The following is a 22,670-nucleotide window of genomic DNA, read 5'->3' as shown; positions in this document are numbered from 1 at the left end:
CAACCAAACTGGATGTCTATATGTGCAGGTAGGATGAGCCTTGATTAGCTATAACGATTAAGACTTTATCAACCTTTCATCAGAGCTAGACCTTAATCCATGTACAGGTTACTCTGTCTGCACTAATTGAATTTGGCTTTTAACTCAGATGAACCGCTTTCGACTATACCGATATCTCCTGGGAATTAACTTGCCGCCAATCCTTGGAGCGATCCTATTTTTTATTTATGCTGATTTTACAGATGATGGAACTATAACCCTCATTGACTCAGGCGATGACCCTTTTCTTCCTATCCGTGCATTGTTAGAAATTATAGGTTTTGCTTACATGTTTGTCGGTATTCAAGCGCTTATCGCTACTACTATTATGGAATTCCTAGCTTTAACAAAAGTAAAATCCATTGTCTTACAAATGGTTATTGCAGGCTTGCTGGGTTTAATAAGCGGTGGAGTTCTTGGTGAATGGCTATTTTTAGGGATTGGTCTTATTGTTGGGTTTTGTGCTGGTTATGGCTTAATTTGGTTTAAGCAAAAAGAAAACTCAATCTATCAAAAATAATTATTATGATTGGAATAATATTACTGACCATTACCTGGTTACTTTTACGATTTGAAGGGCGCTCGTTATCTGCAATTGGTTTTAACCAGCCCTTAAAAAGAACACAGGAATTCTTCGCTGGATTATGTATTGCAGCATCATTTGCGGTTGCTCAATTCACACTCGCTGCCGAAGTTGCTGATTTTTCATGGAAGATTAATTCTAATTTTGGCTTAAATGAGTTTGCTAACAGCTTCCGCTGGGTATTTAACTCGGTGATTTATGAAGAGCTCATCTTTAGAGGCTATTTGCTTTATAAGTTAATCCAATGGCTCGGTCCTAGAACTGGAGTCGCGCTATCTTCTATCAGTTTTGGTATATATCACTGGTTTTCATATGAGGTGTTTGGCCATTGGATGAGCATGATATTCGTATTTATCATGACTGCAACTTTTGGACTGATGCTAGCGTATGCTTTTTATAAAACCCGCTCAATTATTCTCCCTATAGCCTTACATCTGGGTTGGAATCTTGTTACTCTAACGGTGTTTTCAAATGGCTCTATTGGTAGTCAACTTCTGTATTCAGTTCCTGAAGAAGGGATAAAACTGTTGTCAGGTTATAGTGCTTTAATGATTAACCTGCTCCTTCCTTTATGCTTACCTGTACTAGTTTTGATAGCGTTGAAGACAATATACCTTAAGGGTAGAAAGAGTAGTTGATACATTGAGCCTATGAATATTCACATTTCCTCGACTTCCCTGATGCACAATACTGCAAGGCTAATTTCACTAGAGTCAGCAGTATGTTTATTGATAAAGAGCAGATCAACCACTTAGATCGGAAGTTTCGTCTAAACCTGATTAATAGTATTACTGGTATTAAGCCAGCCAATCTCATTGGCTCGCAGTCGCCAGATGGTTTAACGAACTTGGCCATTTTTAGCTCAGTGGTTCACCTTGGCAGTGATCCAGCACTGATTGGAATGATAGTTCGCCCCGACAGCGAGGTAGCCCGAAATACCTTTGATAATATCAAGGCGACGGGTTATTACACCATTAACCATGTTCCTCTGACTTTAACCCGCCAGGCTCATTATACTTCTGCTAAATTCCCTGCGGACATCTCAGAGTTTGATCGATGTGCAATCGATGAAGAGTATCTAAAAGGGTTTCCAGCACCATTTGTAAAAGATTCGTATATCAAATTTGGTCTAAAGCATGTTCAATCAATTCCAATTGAATTGAATGGAACCACTTTGGTTATTGGCGAAATCCAGCTTATGGTTGTTCCAGATTATGCAGTAAACGAGCTTGGTTATATTGATTTACAGGCTTGTGATACTACAGGGGTAGCTGGTCTGAACCAATACTACTGTTTGAGTAAAGAAGCAGAATATCCTTATGTAAGATTGGAAGAGGTGCCAGAGTTTTAATACAGCTTCTTAATTCTTAAGTTGTACTCCAAGCACATGACATAAGCGCTTGTCAGCGTTAGTATAAAACCTATTATCGTAAAACTAAGGAAAGCTAATGAGTGCCAATGTAGAATCCAATGTACGTCAGGAGCCGGATAAAGTTCTGGTTGATATTGCCAAATATGTTGCTGACTATGTGGTGAGTAGCGATGAAGCGATGGAAACTGCGCGTTACTGCCTGATGGATACTTTGGGCTGTGGCTTTCTCGCGATGCGCTATCCAGAATGCACCAAGCACCTGGGGCCAATCGTACCAGGAACAACGGTTCCCTTTGGTTCGCGTGTACCCGGTACTCAATTTGAGCTCGATCCTATCAAAGCTGCATTTGATATTGGCTGTATGGTGCGCTGGTTAGATTTTAATGATACCTGGCTGGCAGCGGAGTGGGGGCACCCGTCCGATAACCTTGGCGCCATATTGTCAGTCGCAGACTTTTTAAGTCGACAGGCAATTGCCGAAGGCTATTCGCCTATGACTATGAAGGATGTCCTCGAAGCCATGGTTAAAGCACATGAAGTACAAGGTGTATTGGCATTAGAAAATAGTTTTAATCGAGTTGGCCTTGACCACGTTATCCTTGTGAAAATAGCCTCCACCGCAGTGGTTACCCATATGCTTGGTGGCGAAAAGGAGGATATTATTGATGCCGTTTCGCAGGCTTTTGTTGATGGGCAGGCGCTGAGAACCTACCGGCACTCACCGAACACAGGCTCAAGAAAGTCATGGGCTGCAGGCGATGCGACCTCTCGGGCAGTTCGACTGGCCATGATTACCATGACCGGTGAAATGGGCTACCCCGGAGCATTAACCGCAAAGGGCTGGGGCTTTTATGATGTGTCATTTGGTGGGAATGCATTCCAGTTCCAACGCGATTACGGCTCTTATGTGATGGAAAACATCTTATTCAAAATTTCCTATCCCGCGGAGTTTCATGCTCAAACCGCGGTAGAGGCGGCCATTCAGTTACACGACCAGATAAAAAGTCGACTGGACAATATAGAAAAAATTGAGCTGACCACTCACGAATCTGCTATTCGTATTATTTCCAAAGAAGGTCCATTACATAATCCGGCCGATAGAGATCATTGTCTGCAATACATGGTAGCTTGTGGCTTATTGTTTGGAGACCTGGTGGCAGATTATTATGAAGATGATGTCGCCAATGATGAACGCATCGACGCTTTGCGCGATAAGATGACTGTTGAGGAAGACGAACACTATTCAAAAGATTATCACGATCCGGAAAAGCGAAGCATTGCCAACGCCATACAGATTTTCTTCAAGGATGGTAGCTCAACCGATAAAGTTGAAGTTGAATATCCATTGGGTCACCGCTTCCGTAGGGATGAAGGGATTCCAGTTCTGGTCGATAAATTTAAAAAGAATGTGTACACACGATTCCCTAAAAGGCATGGTCAGGAAATTATCGATCTGTGCCTTGATGAAGAGGCATTCCTAGAAACACCCGTGAATGAGTTTATGAACTTGCTTGTGATTTAATTAAGCTATTGATTTTGATAGCGTTAAAGTCAAACAAGCAATAATCTGTCAGAAAAATTTACGTTTTTTTACAAAAGGGCTTGCATTACTTTTAATGCAAAAGTAAAGTCTTAGGCGGTTTTTTGACCAGAAAATGGTCTATTGGATTTTATACTAAATAGGATATAACAATGAAAAAGGTCATTCCCTTTCTTGCTAGCGCATTAGCATTATTACCTCAATACGCAATTTCTCAAGACGCTGTTTTAGTTGATACTGGTGAAGTTTATGGTCATGGGCCGTATTACGGTGTCGAGTCTTATGGAAGTGCTTCATATGTAAATGATGCAAGCGACACGATTAAAGTATTTGATGTTTCAGATGCTTCAAATATAACTTTATCAGGTGAAGTAGATGTCGGTTGTACCGTAGATGATTTGGACTTAGATGGCTCTACCCTTGTAGCAAAATGTCCATTTGAAATTCATTTTTATGATTTAACGAACAATTTAGGTCCTGAATTAGTTGGCTCATACGATTCAACTGGCTATGCAGTAAATAGTGTGGAACTGTCTGGTGATCGTTTGTATATCGGTGGTGGTAATAGTGATATAGCTATTTTTGATGCTTCTGATTTATCAAATATCCAGGAAATTAATACTCAAAACTTCAATTCGATTAGTACCTGGGAATTGAAAAAGTCAGGTAATTACCTTTATACAGTCACTGACATCGATAAAGTTAAAATCTTTGATATTTCGAATGAAGAAAATATAGTTCTAGCTTCTGAAATTCTGGCCGTAGCTACTCTTTTCAAAGATGCTCTTATTATAGATACCACGCTATATGTAGCTGCAACCGAGGGCTTAAGAGTTTACGACATAAGCGATATTTCAAATCCAAGCCTGACCAGAACTATTAATTCTGGAAGTTTCTTTAATACTATTGATCTCTTATCAGCATTACATGTTGTTGGTGACAGTTTGTACGCGGGGAAAAATAATGCTTGGATATTTGAGTTTGATATATCGACACCTCAAGATCCAGTACTGTTAGATGAGTTTAGATACTCAACAGGAAATACCTATCAAATTAATGACAATGGAACCAATCTTTTTTTCGCATATGGCATTGATGGATTGGTTTCAGCAGATATGCAACCTAACGGTAAGCTTGATCACTTTATTGTTTCTATATTACCAAAAGACCTAAGCATGGATAATGGGCGGGTCTTAGCTACTGATGAAACAGGATTATTCCATGTCATCGATATTTCTGAGCAAAGTAATTTTAGCCCGCAGGCTAGACAGCCCTATACAACAATTACTAACTCAGGAGAGATTAAGGGTAATACTGCTTGGATTGCTGTTTACGATGAGCTACAAACACATGATTTTACAACTCTGAATCCTTCTGCTCTGATAGATCTTCAAGAACCAGCTACATCTGACGCGATTACAATTGTTAAGGTTATCGATAATACTCTCTACTTAGGAACAGATCGTGGGATGGTAGCTATGTATGACGTCTCTGCTAATATCCCATCACTTATTGCCTCAGTAACTTTCCCAGTTCATGCTGAAACGAATAGTTACCAATATATAACTGACATTGTTCCTTACAGCGACTATTTGCTTGCCTCTAGCCTTGAATCGGAACTGTTGGTGGCAGATTTTTCTAATTTAGCAAGTCCTGCTGTTATTGATGTTCCTGAGTTGTCAGAAGTTGCGGAAGCTAGTTTATTCGTAACGGGTGACAAACTACTTTCTGCAAGTAATTGGGGGGTATTCTTGATCGATATTTCGGATGTTGAAAATCCTTCTTACTATTCCAACAGCTTAAATGATCTTGGCTTAGTGACAGCTGCTACAAGGCTTGATGCTGATACTATTCTATTAAGTTCAACAGAGGGATTGCTAACTGTAAATATCGCAGATCCAGATAATGTAACAATAGTTTCTAAAATTGAAAATGCACCTGAGTTTTCGAACATTGTGACAGATGGAGTTCATGCTGTCGGTTCTGTTCGCTTTGCCAGTGAGTTAAAACTTTATAAATTCAATAAAGCACCTACAACTTCTGATTATCAATTTGCTGTTAATGAAGATAACTCGTTGGTGGAGAATGTTGAAGCAAGTGATCCAGAGGGCGACGATATTAGCTTCTCAATAATTGGACAACCTGCTAATGGTTCTGTAACCATTACTCCTGAAGGGCAGTTCACTTATCAGCCTGATGCGAACTACAATGGATCGGATTCCTTTACTTTCAAAGCAGAGGATAACTATGGTAGTAGTTCAGAGGGTACAGTGTCTATTACTGTAAATGCTGTAAATGATGCTCCGACAGCGGCCAATGTTTCATTAACAACCTCTGTTAATAGTTCTGTTTCAGGTTCTTTCAGTGCTTCTGATGTTGATGGCGATGAACTGTCTTACGAAAATACGAACCCATCTAATGGTACCTTGAGTGTATCGGGTACAGGTTTTACCTATACTCCAGTAGAAGGTTTTACCGGTCAGGATAGCTTCCAGTATACGGTTACTGACTCAAGTGGAGAGTCGTCAACCGCAACAGTTACTATTACTGTAAACCAAGCATCATCAGGTGGCGGTGGTGGTTCAAGTGATCTTTGGTTGCTTGCGTTGCTTCTTCTTGGGTTTACTTTCAGAAGACAATTTAAGTAATTCAAATTGATAAAAACTAAGCCACATTTCGATGTGGCTTTTTTTATGTTCGAAAAATGTTTCTAAATTAAAGGGATAATCTAGATTTACTCCTTAGTGGTAAGTTTTTTGTCGCTGTCCCGAGCTAGAGTTCTGGTTCTGGCGGTAAGTGTTTCTGGCTGGGTGGTCTGTTTGGGACAGTGGGAACAGCTAACCGATTACACAGAATTCTAATTAGAAAACCAATATACTCAAGCCACCAATAATAGGAATTTATAAGTTAGATGGATGTGAATATGCAATTACCAACTTTAATTCATCCCCTAAAGCATAGTTCGAAGCGGCGCTTTGCAAAGATGATGCTAGTTTTGTTAGGTACTATCTTAATAGTATCAACGGCCAATGCTGTTTGTCGGACGGAACCCCGTGGCAGTACTCCCAGCGGAGCTTGGGAGATGCTTATGAATGAGATTGCATCTATGGGAAGTTTTCCGGAAGCTAGTTTTGCAATAGGCGGGCAAAATGTTTATAGAATGCGTAAGTCAGAGGATGTGGGTATAAGTGACCGTTGGCTTGAACGCCTAAGAACACTTAAACCTGGTATTGAAGAATTACAAAGATTCTTTCCGACTGCTGCGGAACGAGATGCAGCAGAAAGACGAGAAAGGGAGGGTGATGAAGAGGAATTACTTTATACCCCAACTCCACCTGAGAGACCGGTTCTCATAATAGAAAGTGAAATCAACATTATTGAAAACCCTGCATTTACTCACTGTACAGCAAGAGATCAAATTCATGACCTGGCAAACTATTTGGGTGATGATCTGGATGAAGAATTGCTAAGAGGTTTATGCATAATTTTTATTCGCTCGCATGTGATTGAGGGTGAGGAGAAGAAGCGCTTCATACTTTCGCATGAGTGGATGCATACCATGCAACATGGTTCTTATAATATTGCTGAAATGGAACGGTTATGGTGGATTGAAGGTTCTGCTGATTGGGGCGCGCATAAGGTTGTCGAGGGCTTTACCGAGCGCGATCATAAGATTGAACAGTTCTTTGACCGACAGCCGGATTGCTCATTGACTCAGCATGACTATGATGCTCAAACTATTTTCTTCTGGGGTGAGCAAACGTTTGGAACTGATTGGGGCATATCACTCGGTATGGGTGGCCCAGAATATCTTGATGCTCCGCACCGGGCTGCACAAATCTTACCGCCCGAACAGTGGCTTGATTGGGCGATTTCTCAAGCTGATCATAAGATCACTATGCCCGATGGGCGTGATTTACCCTTCAATGCAAAGGTCGAACTGCTCGACTTAGCGCATTCTTGCAAAGCGGCAATTGAAGGGCCACCTTTGTCTGTACAATTACGGGAATTAAAATTTCCTGAAGACTCCGCATCATTACTAACGATTGATCCGCAAGGTGCGCAATTGGCTTACAGAGCGATTGATGCAGATGATATTGGTCGCCCAAGTTCGTGGACACCAATTACAGAGACAGTGGAAATAGAACCTAGTAGCGGAAATTTGCTGCTGGCGGCTATTATGCCTTCAGGAAATGATTTAAACGTTCAGCTCAAACTGGAAAGCAGTGACACTTCAAATTGTGCATGCCACATTGGTCGTTGGCAAGAGGTTGCTACTGCGGACTCTGAGGCTCAAGACACCTTCGAAGGGGCTCTGGAAGCGATAGAAATGGCTCGTGCATTCGTACCTCCTGAGGAATTGGAAGAGCTGGAAAAAGCCAAGCGCATGATCAGCTCGTCAGACACTAAGGATAGATTCCGTTTCAGAGGGGCTGCTGAGCAAATTTTTGAGTTGGGTGGCGAAGGCGACGTAACATATGCAAACGAAGGGCCAATCGTTACCTTTAAAGGAGGCGGGGAGTTTATCATCGAAGATCCCCACAGAATCTATGGGGATAAAACAGAAGTAAACTATTATACCTATATTCATTCAGGGCGCTGGGATATTGAGGACGGCAAACTAAAATTAGACCTGCAAAAATTCACCTATGAAGCGACCGTTGAAGGGCCTTCATCGGATGGACCACAAAATATTTCAGGGAGTAATAAACACACAAGTTATGTCGGTGGCGGTGGAGACTGGATAATGTCCTGTGAAGGCAGCGGGGTAACACTGATTCCAGCGGATATAAAAGAACGAGGCCCTGGGAAAGATGCCGTGTTAAAAGCTCACGAGTAAATATTAATCTTAAAAAAAAGCTCCCGGTGAGGGAGCTAAAAAGTGATATAAGATAGTTGGGTTAGGAGGGATATCTTATATCTAGGGTAAGAACCTTTCCTCAAAAGGTTATGACTAATCCGTTAGCGTAATCTTTCATTCTGTTTAGTGAGTGGTCTGCATGAAGTCGAAAGGAATGACCGTATCGATTTCATCACTCAATAATGTCAATTGTGGGTGATTCTGATGAATTGACCGTACAATCGCTTTTAAATCATTCTCTTTTATATCTATCAGCAACAAATATTTACCTTCATCAACCAAGTTGTAATATTTACGCAGTTTGTAGTTCTTACTTTCCAGTCCCAATAGACCACCTAACCAGGTGCCAAATCCACTGAGTAAGATAGTTGTAGCTACGAAGCCAAAGGTGCTGTACAGGCCGTCTAGAGCTTGCATGTTATAGAGGGTAGTGGCGACTAAAAGGCCGATAATCGTACCGACAATGAAACCTTTGAAACTGCCATTAAGAACGTTGGTTTTGTACCAGAAGTTTGCGGTGTTTAAACCTCGGCGCAGGACTTTGCCTTGCTTCTTAGCGATAACATGGAGATCGCTATCTGATATACCGTGTGCCTTTAAATCCTGATATGTGGCTTGAATATGTTTGAGTTTGTCTGACTCATATAGTAAACGACTCATAATTAAACTCCTGTAACACGAATTTAAGGTTAAGCTAACAGCAGGTATGTGAAAAATACGTAAATAGCGGGTATGAACCTTAATATTTATATTGATGCTTGAGGCTAATCCCTTAAAATGGCTGTTCAGTTTTTATATAACCCTTATATTTTTGTGCATCAAAAGATAATAATTATAGTTTAGGAGTTAATTGTGGAATTTGATTTTACTAATAAAACGAATAAGTTAGATGGGAATAACTCTCAAATTGATTATGGGCCGGAGTTTGAGGAATGCCGGATTAAAATGAGGCGCGGTTTTTGGGTGGTTGTTGCTATGGGGCTACTGAGCCTCGTACTTGCCATCGCCCAGAATATTCCCCAAGGCATCAATGCCGTTTTAACCTCAGGATTGTTTATTGATGCGGTAGTTATTGCCATTTTTGCGGTTGGTGTGTATAGGAAAAGTCGTGCCAGCATTACGCTTATCTTTCTTTATTATGTGGCGTCTAAGATTTTGATTTTTTATACGTCTGGAACAATTAATGGAGTATTGATTGTTATATTGATGACGCTTTTTTTAGGTCAGGCGACTTTTTCAACGTATAAATACCATAGCATAAGAAAACAGCATGAGCCTGATTATAAGCCTACTGGTAAGTTAACCTGGTGGGTAGCTACTCCGCTTTATGTCGTATTTTGTGCCACTGCAATCTATGGATTTTTATATGCCGGACTTGATTGGGGGCCCAAAGTAATTACTCGAGCGAGTCAGTTAAGCGCTGATTATAAAGATGAGTTACTTCAGAAAAATATCATCGACCCTTCTGAAAGAGTTGAGATCTTTTTCTCCGGTGGTATTTACTCTTTGTGGACTTTAGGAAGTGTCGTTACTTCGGACAAAGTTATCAGTTATGAGATGTCTGACGGTGAACTTTTTGTTGCTTCAACACCCTATGACAACATTGCATTTGTCGGTATCGAACAAAAGGGTACTGAAGAAAGCTATAGCCATATTTATATAGAGACTCTTGGGGGAGAGTACTTTTATTTAAATGCACCTTCGGAGAATCGTGTCGATGAGTTAATCGTTAATACTATCAAGACAAAAATGAAACTAGCACAGTCTAAGTCTTGATTCCAATTGGCTTCACCATTCTATAGTGGAGCCATCCCATGCAAAAAACTTACCATTATCTTCTAGAAATAGATTATCAATTATCTGAAACATTTTGCTGACAGAGTAATAAGCTGAGAAGAGCTTCTCTGGCTTTACATTTTGCTGAAATGGTTTTGATAGTTTTGTATCTGTTGTGCCTGGATGAAGTGCAATAACAGCAGTGTTTTTGTTGCGGCGTGCCACTTCGATTGAAAGTGTTTTCACAATCTGATTAAGCGCTGCTTTGCTGGCGCGATAACTGTACCAGCCTCCTAGTTGATTATCCCCAATACTTCCTACGCGCGCTGAAAGGCTGGCAAATACTGCTGGCATTGATTCAGACTTCTTGAGCAGTGAAATAAAATACTTGGCAATTAATGCTGTGGAGGCTGTATTGATTTGAAAGACTTTATTAAAGTTGTCCAGGTTAAAGTCTTCTATTTTTTTTTCGGGCTGTAGCCCATTAGGGTCGTGCAAAATACCTGTTGCGTTGACGATTAGATCGACATGTCCATATTGGTTGCTTATCTTATCGGCTAAATTCTTGAGATGGTCCTCATTGAGCACATCAATATCAACTAGCTGTAGGCCATTATCCATAGCCTTGATGTGGGGCAATGTTTTAGCATCTGATTGCTCTGATGGTCTTGAACAGGCATAAACTACAGCATGGCGCTCAAGAGCTTGTTTAACAAACTCCTGTCCAATACCACCATTAGCGCCGAATATGATTGCTATACTCATAGTGTTATTATTACTGTGAGCTGTGAACGACAAGTGAAGATAACAATAGGAACAAAGCCTCTATGCAACCGATTTCTATTAACAAGGCAAAAGAAGAAGACCTAACTGCAATTGCCAATTTAGCCGATATTATCTGGCGTGAGCATTACACACCAATCATCGGCCCCGAGCAGGTCGAGTACATGCTGCATAAACTCCAGTCAGCCTCGGCAATGTCGCAGCAGATTTCAGAGGGAGTTAGCTATTATACTTTATGGCTTGATGAGCTGTTGGTGGGATATCTTTCGTTTTACACAAAAGGAGAGGCGCTGTTCCTTAGTAAAATTTATGTCTTGTCGCAATTAAGAGGGCAGGGCATTGGTCAGCAGGCTATGGATTTCATCAAAGAGCAGACAAAACTAAAGGGCCTTAAGCGAATACAGCTGACGGTAAATAAACATAATACCGGAAGTATTACTGCTTATGAGCGAATGGGCTTTAAGAAGACTGATGAGGTTGTTATGGACATTGGGGGAGGCTTTGTCATGGATGATTATGTGATGGAACTTTTTTTAAATGACTCCTAATTATTGTTAGAAGCGGACTTTATTTTCAAGTAAGATGAGAGCTGCTTAAATAAGAGGGAAGCACTATGACAATTTTAATTCGTTCTATATTTGTACTATTTTTGGCTCTAACCTTAGCTGCGTGTAACAGCGAACCTACTTTTGATGCAACTAATGATCAAACCATGGAAGCTTCTATGGAAGAAATGACGAAAGACATGACTGAAGAAGAAAAAATGGAGTTGGGTCAGGCGGTGATGAGTATTGCAATGCAAGTTGGCTTCAGTTCAATGGGCGATGAAGAAAAAATCGAGAAAGAATTGAAAGAAAAGCTTCATGGCAAGACTGCTCAAGAGATTATTGACCAGGCAAATGGTAAATAAGAAGAAGCTTTAAGATAAAGAAACCGGCTAATGCCGGTTTTTTTATGCCTAACACTTTTAATTAGTGCTTTCTAATTTATTGATATTTCTCAGTGGCAATGCAAAAAAGACTTGATCTGATAATGGGAATTGTTATCATTTGCATCCTCATTAAACAGGGTTTGCATAATCATGAAACAATCAGTCATATCAATTGCTGTTCTAGCAGCTTTATCGAGCATTGCTCTACCGGGGAGCCTATATGCAGCAGAAGAGATGTCTTCTGCTGCTGAACAAGGCAAGAAGGATGCCGAAGTATTGACCATTATGGCGACTCGTGCGCCGCTTCCGGCCAGTTCGGTACCGGCGACTATTACTGTGATAGATGGAGACGAAATCCGTTTACAGCTTTCAGTAGCTAACTCACTTTCTGATATTTTGGGTAACCTGGTACCATCTTTTAGTCCATCGCGTCAGAAGCTAACCAGCTCAGGTGAAACGTTGCGCGGCAGAAAGCCACTATATTTGATTGATGGGGTGCCACAGTCTAATCCACTAAGGGATGGGGCACGTGCAGCAAACACAATTGATCCATTAATGATTGAGCGGGTAGAAATTATTCACGGTGCCAGTGCCATTCAGGGCATGGGAGCCAGTGGCGGTATCATAAATATTGTTACTAAATCTGCCAGTGGTACTTCGCAGGAAGTGAATGCAGGTTTCTCCAGCCAGCCAACCGATTCTTCAGACAGCCTAAGTTATCATGCCGGTTATCTTTGGAGTCATGGTGAAGATAATTACGAAATTATGCTTGGCGCTCATTTAAGAGAGTCAGGTTTGTATTTTGATGGCAACGGTAATGCCATTGGTGTTGATACCACTCAGGGTGACACCATGGATTCTTCAAGCCAGGATTTGTTCGGTAAATTAGTCTATCGATTAAATGACGAGCAAGAAATTCGTGTCATGCTAAATCACTATCAACTGTCTTCTAACGGGGATTACACCACTGTTACCGGTGACAGGGCAGCTGGTATTCCGGCTATATCAGAGCGAGGTTTACTGGAAGGTGACCCTGCTGAAAATGAAATCACTACCGCAAGCTTTGAATTGCGCGATAGTAACTTTTTGGGCGGCGCCTTGAATTGGCAGCTATTCTCACAGGATTTTTCTGCACTGTACGGTGGCGGCAATTTTGCAACTTTTCAGGATCCTGCCTATGGTACTGATATTTTTGATCAGTCGCGCAATGACTCCAACAAATTAGGTTCACGCGTAACATTAAACTGGCAACAAATTGCTGACATGCCACTGGATATGACTGCTGGTGTGGATTTCCTGGAAGATACAACTTATCAGGAGTTGGCTCAGACAGGTCGTAAATGGGTGCCTGAAACCAGCTTTGAGAACTGGGCTCCTTATGTGCAGGCCCGTTATATGAATAATGGCCTGACGTTAAGTGCTGGCTTGCGTTACGAGTACGGTAACTTGAAGGTCGATGACTTCACGACTTTGTACTCATATAACAGTACTTTTGTTGAAGGCGGTAGTCCTTCATTTAATGAACTGTTAACTAATTTCGGTGCTGTCTATAACTTTAACTCTGAATGGCGTGGTTTTATCAGTGTTTCCGAAGCATTCAGCATGCCTGATGTTGGTCGAGTGTTACGAGCAATTGATCAACCAGATCAACAGGTGGAAAGTTTCCTGAATCTTCAACCTGTTGTGACTGACAATAACGAGGTGGGGGTTGAGTATCGCGGTCAATCGCTAAACTTCTCTGCGAGTTACTTTGAGTCAAATTCTGATTTAGGTGCGCGTTTGTCGCCAAATGCTGATGGTATTTTTATCGTCAATCGTGAAAAGACTGAGATCTCAGGATTTGAAATCGATACCAACTATGCACTCAATAATGATGCCACAGTTGGCTTGATGTATGCCGATACTGATGGTGACTTTGATAGTGATGATGATGGGCAGGTAGATACGCCATTAGGCGGTAGTAACATGACTCCACGTCGCCTAAATCTATACTGGACTCAGTACTGGACTGGTGACATCAATACCCGTCTGCAATGGAATAAATTGTTTGACCGCAATATTTATACTGGTGCCGAAGCAATTAATAATTTTAATGGCTATGACACTGTAGATTTCACCATGAACATTGCAACGCAGAATGCGGGCATGTTTACCATTGGTCTAGAAAATCTATTCGATGAATACTACTTTACTTATTATTCGCAAACAGCTGGCAATGACTCACGAAACTTTACTGGTCGTGGTCGAGCTGTCACAGTGAATTGGCAATATGAGTGGTAGGCCATTGAGTAGTAACTATAAGCAAGAAATGATTCTCTGAGCGGTACACCATAATGCGGTTCAGACGAATCATAACCATTCTGCACAAATGGCTGGGCCTTGCGCTCAGCCTTTGGCTTTTATTGATTGCCTTAACAGGTACTTTGTTGCTGTTTAAGACAGAACTATTGCAGCTGACCTATCCGCAGTTGAACTTATCTGCTATTCCGACACAGCAAGAGGCAGCCAAAGTTTTTGATCAGAATCCTGCAAATTACGCTTTTCTGCCATCCGATTATCACCCATGGATTGAAACCGTAGATGACGAAGGGACGCATCACTATTATTCGGCTGAAGGAGTGTTGCTTTTGTCGCGTTCAGCGATGGGTGACTGGATCGAGTGGATGGTCGAGTTTCACCATCATCTTTTCTTGCACGAGCTCGGTAAAGAGTTACAGGGTATTTTTGGCATTGGCTGTCTATTTTTGATCTTCTCTGGACTCATAAAATGGTGGCCGCGCAAACGCTGGAGTAAAAAAGACTTTTCGATTCGATTATCAAAACCTGGCCAGAAGCAGTGGGGGCAGACCTTATGGCAATCCCACAGAACCTTTGGCGTGGTACTTTTCTTTCCAATCTTAATAGCAGTTGCAACTGGTACTGCCATGATGTGCTCGGCGGTTGGAACTGCTCTTAAAGCACTTTTCCCACTGCAAGGAGAAGAGCGACCAGTAATTGATATTCCAACTTTAAGCAGCGCAAGCTGGCAGGAGCGATTTGCGGTAGCTGAAGTCATAATGCCTGAAGCCAGGCCAAAGTTAATATCTTGGGCTTCCAGCAGTATGCGAATGACTCAGCCAGAAGAGTGGCATAAGAATGGTCGCACCCGAATCGCATTTGACCCTGAGACCCATCAAATCACCGAATGGACCAACATTCGAGAACAGACTTTGGGTTATCGATTAGCGCAAAAAGTTTACCCACTTCATATTGCCAATATCGGTGGTGGTACCTACCTGACAGTGATATTCCTGAGTGGAGTGGCTTTGATTTTGCTATCGGTTACCGGGGTATGGTTTTGGTTGTGGTACAGACAAAAACGGAAGACTCGAAGTTAGGGGGATGGAAAGGGCATTAAAGAGCAGATCCTGACTTTCGTCAGGATGACATGCTTTAGAGTGTTTGATTATCTTGTGGAGTTTTTATCAGTTAAGACTTCTTCACATAGGCAGCGATAATAACGATTCGTTGGCCATTAACACGTCCTTCAATGTGCAGTGGGTTATCGCTTAACGATATACCACGTACTGCGGTACCTCTTTTGGCTGTGAAACCGCCGCCTTTGACGTCGAGGTTTTTAATCAGTACCACATTATCACCAGCTTGAAGTGGGGTGCCGTTACTGTCGAGGGTTGGTTCGCGTGTGTCGTCGGCAAGTGCCATTTCTGCCCATGCACGTGTTTCATCATCCATGTACATCATATCCAGCTGTTCCTGTGCCCAGGTTTCTCCAAGATCTGCTAGAACTTTGAGTCTTCTCCATGACACAACCTGAACTGCAGGAACCTGACTCCACATTGAGTCGTTTAGGCAGCGCCAGTGGTGAATATCTACTGGTTCGGGATTTTCAAGTTGGTTTGAACAGGTCTCACAAACTAACACACATTTGTCAGAGTTGGCTTCGGCGGGTGGTACTTCGTAAACGGTTAGTCCTTTACTGGAGCGGCATAATTCACATCGGTTTTCAGCGCGCTCTATTAGGGTATTAAGAATGCTCATGGCATGGCTCCCTGAAAAAGGCGCTATTATGCCTTTTTTCAGGAAGCAAAGAAAACGAACAAATGTATATTGTTAATAAACGCTAGTGCATTCGCTCCATGATATGAACTGGAATGGTTGTTTCTACTTCATCGCTGACTAGCATTAAGCTTGGGTGATAATTCAATACACCTTTTATATGCTTTGCTTCGGATAAGCTTAAATCAATTAGCAGCAAATATTCACCTTCGTCAACAAAGTGATAAAAGTCTTTTAATGCATGGTTTTTTGATTGCAGGCCAATGAACCCACCGAGCCAGGTTCCGAACGCTGTAAATATCACCAGCGTGAAGAAAATACCGATAAAGCCGTAATAACCACTGAAAACATCAAAAGCTGCGAAAAACAGACTGGCAATAATACCTGCTGCCAGGCCATAACGTACGCCTTGGCTCCAGCCATTAAGGATGTCTGTCTTATACCAGCTATTGGCCGCATTTAGCCCGCGACGAAGCAACTGTCCATCCTGCTTGGCGATGACATGAAGGTGGGCGTCTTCAACACCTGCATCACGGAGATCTTTATAGGTGTTTTCGATTTCTGCGAGGTTGTCGCAACGGTAGAGTAAGCGTGACATGGTAAACCTCCTTATCAAGTGCTTCTTGGGGTTATTTTAACATCTTTCTGTATAAAAAATGTACAGCTCCGCACAATGCGAACAAATACCCCTGTTTAGATTTGTTACACATTTGCCGACCACTTGCCTTGCCTATTGGCGCTAGAGTCCGTATAAAAAGACGTTTGATTTGATTTTGGAGAGCTTAGCTCATAGCTGGGCGACCATTGGGGAAATCTAAGTAAGGTAATAAACCTAAGGTAATTATGATGAAAAAACTATCTATCGCGGCGGCAGTCATGTCCGCGCTTTTAGCGGCTGGCTGCTCTAATGGTGACAATGAACAAAAGGTTGCTGCTGAGTCGGAAAAGGCTCAGGCGGTTGCGACTACTGATGAAGCGCAGTCTTCAACTGAAAGCACTGACGTCACTGCTACTAATCCTTTCTTTGAAGATTGGGATACGCCTTATGGCATCCCGCCTTTTGATCAAATTAAAGATGAGCATTTCAAGCCAGCATTTGAAAAAGCCATTGCAGAGGTTCGTGCTGAGGTAGAAGCGATTGCTAATAACCCGGAGGAGCCTACTTTCGCTAATACCATTGAGGCGATGGAATACAACGGTAAGCTATTGAATAAAGTCAGTAATGTGTTCTACAACCTGACATCCGCTCATACCAATCCTACATTGCAGGCGATATCTAAAGAAATTGGCCCTCAGCTTTCTTCTTTGCGTGACGATGTCAACTTAAATGAAAACCTGTTTAAGCGTGTCTCTGCGCTTTATGCAAAAAAGGATGAGCTAGGGTTGCGTCCTGATCAAATGCGCCTGCTAGAAGACAGCTATAAATCTTTCGTGCGTGGAGGTGCTGAGCTGAATGAAGAGCAAAAAGAAAAGCTTCGTGAGCTGAATAAACAAATGACCCAACTTTCCCTAGAGTTCGCCGAGAATGTCCTGGCTGAAACTAATAACTGGGAACTGGTTATTGATAATGAGGAAGATTTAGCTGGTTTGCCACAATGGTTTATTGATGCATCAGCGAAGACAGCTGAAGAGCGTGGTCATGAAGGTAAATGGGTTATTACCACACATCGTACAAGTAAAGACCCATTCCTGATTAACTCAACAAAGCGCGATCTACGTGAGAAGGTGTATTACGCTTATACTCATCGTGGCGACAACGACAATGAGTATGACAACAAGAAGATCGCCATCAAGCTAGCAGAGCTTCGAGCTGAAAAAGCTAATCTGATGGGCTACAAGTCACATGCAGACTTTGTGCTTGAAGAGCGCACTGCCAAGAATGCTGATAATGTTTCTAAGTTGCTAGACCAGGTTTGGCCTGCTGCTATTAAACAAGCTAAAGCAGAAGTCGCTGCCATGCAGGAAATGATTAATGAAGAGGGTGGGGATTTCACTTTCGCGGCGCATGACTGGCGCCACTATGCGGAGAAAATCCGTAAAGCCAAGTACTCTTTGAACGAAGAAGAAGTAAAGCCATATTTTTCTTTAGACAGTACGCTTGAAGGTGTTTTCTATACGGCAAATCGTCTATTCGGCATGAACTTCAAAGAGCGTTTTGATTTACCAAAATACCATGAGGATGTCCGCACCTTCGAAGTTACAGACGAGAAAGGCGAATTAATTGGTATCTATCTGGCTGATTTCTATGTGCGTGACAGCAAACGTGGTGGCGCCTGGATGAATTCGTACCGTAAGCAGTTTGTGACTGAAGATGGTCAATATGTTAAGCCTATTATCGTTAATGTTCTCAACTTCCCACGTCCAGTGGGTGATGAGCCAACATTATTAACTTTCGATCAGGCCAGCACATTGTTCCATGAGTTTGGTCATGCAACGCATGGTTTGCTCTCGGATGGTGTTTACCCATCACAAACAGGTACTTCAGTGCCTCGTGACTTCGTTGAGTTCCCATCGCAGGTTCTTGAGAACTGGATGTTAGAGCCGGAAGTATTGGCTCAGTTCGCCAAGCATTATAAGACTGGTGAAGTCATTCCACAGGATATGATCGACAAAATCCAGGCTGCAGCTCAGTTTAATCAAGGCTTTGCAACTACCGAGTACATGGCGGCAACCTTGTTAGACCTTGCCTGGCATACTCAGCAAGTTGGCGACGAAGTTAAAGATGCAGATGCGTTTGAAAAAGCGGTTCTTGAAGAGGTTGGCTTAATTCCTGAAATTGCTCCTCGTTACCGCACCACTTATTTCTCACACATCTTCTCTGGCGGTTACTCAGCAGGTTATTACAGCTATATCTGGTCTGAAATCTTTGCAGCTGATGCTTATCAGGCTTTCCGCGAGAATGGCATCTTTGATGAGGAAACAGCGGATAAGTTTGTTGAGTATATCCTGTCAAAAGGCGGTACTCAGGATCCATTAGAATTGTATAAGAAATTCCGTGGTAAAGAAGCCGATCCAAAATACTTATTGAAAAGTCGTGGTCTGATTGACTAATCAAATAAGTTAACTCAAAAACTGAAACAGCCACCTCTGCGTGGCTGTTTTTTTATATGAAATGCTTAAATCTAGCTCTTTAAATTAGACCTGCTTCATAATTTAAAATCAATGGCTTAGCAGCTTTCCATTTGAGTTGTGTCACCCTCAATAACCTCACTTCGAATTCGCCTTACAGCTTTTAATAAGGATTAGAGTAACTTAGGCGAAATGTAATTATTTGTTGCTGTGTTGTTTTTTCAATTATGACTTGCTAGATAAGTAAAACTAATGTGTAACCTTAAAAAATATCCAATGAAATTGTCTTAAAATTGTCACATAACAGGCGTAGAATTAACCCCGTAACAAAGACATAGCGTTATTTACTCAAGGAGATAGACATGAACGAGATTACTGAAGGTGCATTAGAGATTGTAATTGCGGCCATCATTGTTTCAGTGCTAGCCATTGCATTACTATAAATTATTAGAATCAGCAGAATGTATAGAATGTTCTGATGATTAGCCCCTTTTTACCACCTAAAGGGCACCCTTATAGATTGTTTTGATTTGTTTTGTTTTGATTTACCCAAAAACTTACCCCCCATTTTAGCCCACTTTGCTTTTGAGTGGGCTTTTTTTTGTTTAAGGTTTCGTGATAATTTGTCTGTAATACCTTAGCCGATAATAATCGAGTCATTCCTTGTCCCAAAAAATGAGTAGCACTAGCCCAGATAGGGACTTAACTATCAAGTTTGTTGAATCCATATCGGATATTGCTGAGTCTGACTGGCGGCAACTATCAAGATCGGGGCACTTTTCTAACCCTTTTGTGGATCCACGCTTTTTGTCTGTACTGGAAAAAAGCGGCGCCGTGACAGCCGAAAAAGGCTGGAAGCCGCTGCACGTTGTTGCTTACAGTGGAAGTGAGTTAGTGGCTTTTATGCCTCTTTACCTGAAAGGTCATTCCTTCGGAGAATTTGTTTTTGACTGGGCCTGGGCTAATGCTTATCAGCGGCATGGCCTCGAATACTATCCGAAAGCACTTACTGCTTCACCTTTGTCGCCAATCACTGGACCTCGATTGCTACATTGTTCGCTTTCTGATGAACAGCAGTTGGCAGTTATCAATACAGTATCCGATTGGCTGGAGCAAAATCATATCAGCTCTTGGCATATCAACTTCCTGGACTCTGAAGGGTGTGATGTACTTGAACAGTCAGATTTACTTGCTCGGAGAGACATCCAGTTTCATTGGCATAATCAAAACTATTTAAGCTTTTCCCAGTTTCTAGAGTATCTAAAGGCCAAGAAACGTAAGAATATTCTTAGAGAACGACGTCAGGTGGCTACCAGGGGCTGGACCTTTGAATGGCTCTCAGGTGACGAAGCTTCTAATGAAGACTGGCAGTGTTTCTATGAACTCTATAAAAAGACCTTTGACGAGAAAGGCAGCTGGTCCCAGCTAACTCCAGAGTTCTTCCCTCAACTGGCTGAGAGAATGGGTGAGCAAGTATTGTTGCTCTTTGCTACAAAAGATGAACAGCGATTGGCTGGAGCCTTTTTCATAAAATCAGATACCCATCTTTATGGGCGCTACTGGGGTAGTTTAGTTGATGAAGAGTTTCTTCATTTTGAAACCTGTTACTACCAAGGAATTGAGTACGCCATTGCCAATAAACTTAAAGTTTTTGAACCTGGTGCTCAGGGCGAACATAAGCTGGCACGTGGCTTCGATCCTGTCTTAACCTATTCTTACCACTACATTGTCGAGCCTGCATTTCGCGAGGCAATCGATAAAGCGCTTCGTTATGAGTCTAAAGAAATAGACCAGCTTTTTGATTATTACCAGGCGCACTCAGCCTACAAGCTAACATCAAAGGATTCATAGTCGCTTTGCACTAAGTATGCTATTGTTTTGGCATCTATTCGTGAGTGGAATAACGATAATATGAAAGTTAGTGGTATGAAAAATATTAGTGCAATTTTCCTGCAAGGACTTATTGCCATTCTTCCTATCTTATTGACCATTGCGCTGGTCGGCTGGTTGTTAACTACTTTAGAGACCTATCTGCGTGAACTCTTGTTGCTCGTCATCCCTGATGATAGCTACTGGCCTGGATTAGGCCTTATCCTTGGATTGCTTTTGATTTTTGGTCTTGGGCTTTTAATTAAGTTTTATTTAGGCCAGATGATACTTTCAGGGCTAAATAAGCTAATGGAGCGTATTCCATTAGTAAATACCGTGTACAGTGCCTTTAATGATGTCATGCGCTTTTTGTCACCCGATAAGGAAGAAGATTTACGGCAGGCGGTCTTGTGTGAGGTTAAAGAAGGCGTTGAGGTAATAGGCTTCATTACGGCGAGTAACGTTAGCCTGGGTGAGCGAGATGATTTGGTGGCGGTTTATGTGCCTATGAGTTATCAAATAGGTGGTTTTACTTTTTTCATGCCTAAATCCAAGTGTAAAGAGCTGGATATGTCGCCAAGCGAAGCGATGAAAAAAGTTCTGACCGCATCAATGGGCTCAGACAAGTCGGTCGTTACGCCGGATTCTGTTGATGATAAAGAAAATAAAGATGATAAGCAGGATAACAGTGAAGCTGAGCGCAAAGATGAATCTGACACTGATACTAAGAAAAACAATGAAAATGACAAAGGCTAAGGTTGTATGAGCAATACTCCTTTGGCTCATCCTTTCGATAAGCTTACTCCGGACTTTATTCTTGACGCGGTAGAGGCTCTCGGGTTTTATAGTGATGGGCGTATCCTAACCCTGAATAGCTACGAGAACCGTGTCTATCAGATTGGTATTGAAGAACAGCAGCCAGTTATTGCCAAGTTCTACCGCCCTGAGCGTTGGACTCAAGAGCAGATTCTGGAAGAGCATGAGTTCACCACGGAACTAGCAGAGGCTGAGTTACCAGTGGTTGCTCCCCTGTCATTGCAAAGCAAAACTCTGTTTGAGTATAAAGGCTTTTATTACGCGCTATACCCCCGTAAGGGCGGGCATGCCCCAGAACTGGATGATCTTGATAGCTTATTTACCCTGGGCCGATTTATCGGGCGAATTCATGCTGTAGGAGAGAGCAGACCCTATCAGTTTCGTCCCAGTTTAACTGTGGAAACTTTTGGTCAGGAAAGTTTTGAATATTTAATGGAGCATGCCGTCCCGCGCGAATACCATTTGCCTTATCGGACTCTGGCAGAGGATATTCTGAAAGAAGTCCGTAAGCAGTGGCAGGCAGTCGGGGAGCTGGACTATATTCGAACTCATGGTGACTGTCACATCGGCAATATCCTGTGGCGCGATGATAACCCGCATTTTGTTGATTTTGATGATTCTCGAATGGCTCCCGCTGTGCAGGACTTATGGATGCTGTTATCGGGTGAGCGTCCCCAAAAGCTTGCCCAGCTCTCCGAGATTATCGAAGGTTATGAAGAGTTTCAAACCTTTCCAATGAAACAGCTCAGGTTGATTGAGCCATTACGAACGCTGCGTATGTTTTATCACAGCGCCTGGTTGGCTAAGCGCTGGAGTGACCCTGCTTTCCAGCAGGCTTTTCCATGGTTTGACTCGATACGTTACTGGGAAGAGCAAATTTTGGACTTGAGAAGTCAGTTTGCTGAGTTGCAGGAACCAGCACTGGAGTTGTTAAATGTTTAATGACTGTTATCAGCCGCTCAATATGAGTGTGCG

Annotated in this window: 19 protein-coding genes; 15 read left to right on the top strand and 4 right to left on the bottom strand. The window is 42.1% G+C overall.

Features of this window, described 5'->3' with window-relative positions:
* Nucleotides 1-190: 190 nt before the first annotated feature.
* From CW740_RS07570 to CW740_RS07545, 6 genes are all read left to right on the top strand, one after another.
* Nucleotides 191-559: a hypothetical protein gene (locus tag CW740_RS07570; protein ID WP_106646944.1), complete on the top strand. Its 369-nt coding sequence runs from the start codon at nucleotides 191-193 to the stop codon at nucleotides 557-559.
* A gap of 5 nt (nucleotides 560-564) precedes the next feature.
* Nucleotides 565-1,260: a CPBP family intramembrane glutamic endopeptidase gene (locus CW740_RS07565; protein WP_106646943.1), complete on the top strand. Its 696-nt coding sequence runs from the start codon at nucleotides 565-567 to the stop codon at nucleotides 1,258-1,260.
* An 83-nt stretch (nucleotides 1,261-1,343) separates the two neighbouring features.
* Nucleotides 1,344-1,973: a flavin reductase family protein gene (locus CW740_RS07560; protein WP_106646942.1), complete on the top strand. Its 630-nt coding sequence runs from the start codon at nucleotides 1,344-1,346 to the stop codon at nucleotides 1,971-1,973.
* Between the two features lie 97 nt (nucleotides 1,974-2,070).
* Nucleotides 2,071-3,516, top strand: coding sequence for a bifunctional 2-methylcitrate dehydratase/aconitate hydratase (locus tag CW740_RS07555; protein ID WP_106646941.1), 1,446 nt, complete (start codon nucleotides 2,071-2,073; stop codon nucleotides 3,514-3,516).
* A 170-nt stretch (nucleotides 3,517-3,686) separates the two neighbouring features.
* On the top strand, nucleotides 3,687-6,182 hold the full coding sequence (locus CW740_RS07550; protein WP_106646940.1) for an Ig-like domain-containing protein: 2,496 nt from the start codon (nucleotides 3,687-3,689) through the stop codon (nucleotides 6,180-6,182).
* A 440-nt stretch (nucleotides 6,183-6,622) separates the two neighbouring features.
* Complete coding sequence (locus CW740_RS07545) at nucleotides 6,623-8,374, top strand: hypothetical protein (RefSeq protein ID WP_227523811.1); 1,752 nt, start codon at nucleotides 6,623-6,625, stop codon at nucleotides 8,372-8,374.
* A gap of 144 nt (nucleotides 8,375-8,518) precedes the next feature.
* On the opposite strand, the gene CW740_RS07540 is transcribed toward CW740_RS07545, so the two are convergent.
* Nucleotides 8,519-9,055, bottom strand: coding sequence for a hypothetical protein (locus CW740_RS07540; protein WP_106646939.1), 537 nt, complete (start codon nucleotides 9,053-9,055; stop codon nucleotides 8,519-8,521).
* A 192-nt stretch (nucleotides 9,056-9,247) separates the two neighbouring features.
* Here CW740_RS07540 and CW740_RS07535 point away from each other — a divergent pair, with 192 nt between their 5' ends.
* Nucleotides 9,248-10,171: a hypothetical protein gene (locus CW740_RS07535; RefSeq protein WP_106646938.1), complete on the top strand. Its 924-nt coding sequence runs from the start codon at nucleotides 9,248-9,250 to the stop codon at nucleotides 10,169-10,171.
* 12 nt (nucleotides 10,172-10,183) lie between these two features.
* Here the strand turns inward: CW740_RS07535 and CW740_RS07530 are convergent, their stop codons facing one another.
* Nucleotides 10,184-10,936 (bottom strand): SDR family NAD(P)-dependent oxidoreductase, encoded by a 753-nt coding sequence (locus CW740_RS07530; protein WP_106646937.1) that lies wholly within the window; start codon nucleotides 10,934-10,936, stop codon nucleotides 10,184-10,186.
* Between the two features lie 62 nt (nucleotides 10,937-10,998).
* Here CW740_RS07530 and CW740_RS07525 point away from each other — a divergent pair, with 62 nt between their 5' ends.
* The 4 genes from CW740_RS07525 (at nucleotide 10,999) to CW740_RS07510 (ending at nucleotide 15,262) form a co-directional block, all read left to right on the top strand.
* Nucleotides 10,999-11,502, top strand: a complete 504-nt coding sequence (locus tag CW740_RS07525; RefSeq protein WP_106646936.1) for a GNAT family N-acetyltransferase — start codon at nucleotides 10,999-11,001, stop codon at nucleotides 11,500-11,502.
* Nucleotides 11,503-11,567: 65 nt separating this feature from the next.
* Entirely contained in the window at nucleotides 11,568-11,864 is a 297-nt protein-coding gene (locus CW740_RS07520) for a DUF6694 family lipoprotein (protein ID WP_106646935.1), read from the top strand.
* A 171-nt stretch (nucleotides 11,865-12,035) separates the two neighbouring features.
* Nucleotides 12,036-14,165 (top strand): TonB-dependent receptor, encoded by a 2,130-nt coding sequence (locus tag CW740_RS07515; protein ID WP_106646934.1) that lies wholly within the window; start codon nucleotides 12,036-12,038, stop codon nucleotides 14,163-14,165.
* A gap of 53 nt (nucleotides 14,166-14,218) precedes the next feature.
* Nucleotides 14,219-15,262 carry a PepSY-associated TM helix domain-containing protein gene (locus CW740_RS07510; RefSeq protein ID WP_106646933.1) on the top strand — a complete coding sequence of 348 codons (1,044 nt, stop codon included), beginning with the start codon at nucleotides 14,219-14,221 and terminating at the stop codon, nucleotides 15,260-15,262.
* A 91-nt stretch (nucleotides 15,263-15,353) separates the two neighbouring features.
* Here CW740_RS07510 and CW740_RS07505 read toward each other — a convergent pair whose 3' ends face one another.
* Nucleotides 15,354-15,923: a PhnA domain-containing protein gene (locus tag CW740_RS07505; protein WP_106646932.1), complete on the bottom strand. Its 570-nt coding sequence runs from the start codon at nucleotides 15,921-15,923 to the stop codon at nucleotides 15,354-15,356.
* Nucleotides 15,924-16,005: 82 nt separating this feature from the next.
* Nucleotides 16,006-16,539: a hypothetical protein gene (locus tag CW740_RS07500; protein WP_106646931.1), complete on the bottom strand. Its 534-nt coding sequence runs from the start codon at nucleotides 16,537-16,539 to the stop codon at nucleotides 16,006-16,008.
* Between the two features lie 248 nt (nucleotides 16,540-16,787).
* Between CW740_RS07500 and CW740_RS07495 the strand changes: the two genes are divergently transcribed.
* The 4 genes from CW740_RS07495 (at nucleotide 16,788) to CW740_RS07480 (ending at nucleotide 22,637) form a co-directional block, all read left to right on the top strand.
* Complete coding sequence (locus CW740_RS07495) at nucleotides 16,788-18,992, top strand: M3 family metallopeptidase (protein ID WP_106646930.1); 2,205 nt, start codon at nucleotides 16,788-16,790, stop codon at nucleotides 18,990-18,992.
* 693 nt (nucleotides 18,993-19,685) lie between these two features.
* Nucleotides 19,686-20,861: a GNAT family N-acetyltransferase gene (locus tag CW740_RS07490; RefSeq protein ID WP_227523810.1), complete on the top strand. Its 1,176-nt coding sequence runs from the start codon at nucleotides 19,686-19,688 to the stop codon at nucleotides 20,859-20,861.
* Between the two features lie 75 nt (nucleotides 20,862-20,936).
* A complete protein-coding gene (locus CW740_RS07485) occupies nucleotides 20,937-21,635 on the top strand; it encodes a DUF502 domain-containing protein (RefSeq protein WP_227523809.1) in 699 nt (232 codons plus the stop codon).
* Between the two features lie 6 nt (nucleotides 21,636-21,641).
* Nucleotides 21,642-22,637 (top strand): serine/threonine protein kinase, encoded by a 996-nt coding sequence (locus CW740_RS07480; RefSeq protein WP_106646927.1) that lies wholly within the window; start codon nucleotides 21,642-21,644, stop codon nucleotides 22,635-22,637.
* The last annotated feature ends 33 nt before the right edge of the window (nucleotides 22,638-22,670 follow it).

The sequence above is a fragment of the Kangiella profundi genome (assembly GCF_002838765.1).
Lineage (GTDB): Bacteria > Pseudomonadota > Gammaproteobacteria > Enterobacterales > Kangiellaceae > Kangiella > Kangiella profundi.
Note: the sequence above shows the minus strand (reverse complement) of the source record. Positions and strands in the feature narration are given on the sequence as shown.

Bases quoted from the DNA above. Each gene is read 5' to 3' on its own strand.
- CW740_RS07565 (WP_106646943.1), top strand. From the start codon at position 565: ATGATTGGAATAATATTACTGACCATTACCTGGTTACTTTTACGATTT.
- CW740_RS07560 (WP_106646942.1), top strand. From the start codon at position 1,344: ATGTTTATTGATAAAGAGCAGATCAACCACTTAGATCGGAAGTTTCGT.
- CW740_RS07555 (WP_106646941.1), top strand. From the start codon at position 2,071: ATGAGTGCCAATGTAGAATCCAATGTACGTCAGGAGCCGGATAAAGTT.
- CW740_RS07550 (WP_106646940.1), top strand. From the start codon at position 3,687: ATGAAAAAGGTCATTCCCTTTCTTGCTAGCGCATTAGCATTATTACCT.
- CW740_RS07545 (WP_227523811.1), top strand. From the start codon at position 6,623: ATGAATGAGATTGCATCTATGGGAAGTTTTCCGGAAGCTAGTTTTGCA.
- CW740_RS07540 (WP_106646939.1), bottom strand. From the start codon at position 9,055: ATGAGTCGTTTACTATATGAGTCAGACAAACTCAAACATATTCAAGCC.
- CW740_RS07530 (WP_106646937.1), bottom strand. From the start codon at position 10,936: ATGAGTATAGCAATCATATTCGGCGCTAATGGTGGTATTGGACAGGAG.
- CW740_RS07525 (WP_106646936.1), top strand. From the start codon at position 10,999: ATGCAACCGATTTCTATTAACAAGGCAAAAGAAGAAGACCTAACTGCA.
- CW740_RS07520 (WP_106646935.1), top strand. From the start codon at position 11,568: ATGACAATTTTAATTCGTTCTATATTTGTACTATTTTTGGCTCTAACC.
- CW740_RS07515 (WP_106646934.1), top strand. From the start codon at position 12,036: ATGAAACAATCAGTCATATCAATTGCTGTTCTAGCAGCTTTATCGAGC.
- CW740_RS07510 (WP_106646933.1), top strand. From the start codon at position 14,219: ATGCGGTTCAGACGAATCATAACCATTCTGCACAAATGGCTGGGCCTT.
- CW740_RS07505 (WP_106646932.1), bottom strand. From the start codon at position 15,923: ATGAGCATTCTTAATACCCTAATAGAGCGCGCTGAAAACCGATGTGAA.
- CW740_RS07500 (WP_106646931.1), bottom strand. From the start codon at position 16,539: ATGTCACGCTTACTCTACCGTTGCGACAACCTCGCAGAAATCGAAAAC.
- CW740_RS07495 (WP_106646930.1), top strand. From the start codon at position 16,788: ATGAAAAAACTATCTATCGCGGCGGCAGTCATGTCCGCGCTTTTAGCG.
- CW740_RS07490 (WP_227523810.1), top strand. From the start codon at position 19,686: ATGAGTAGCACTAGCCCAGATAGGGACTTAACTATCAAGTTTGTTGAA.
- CW740_RS07485 (WP_227523809.1), top strand. From the start codon at position 20,937: ATGAAAAATATTAGTGCAATTTTCCTGCAAGGACTTATTGCCATTCTT.
- CW740_RS07480 (WP_106646927.1), top strand. From the start codon at position 21,642: ATGAGCAATACTCCTTTGGCTCATCCTTTCGATAAGCTTACTCCGGAC.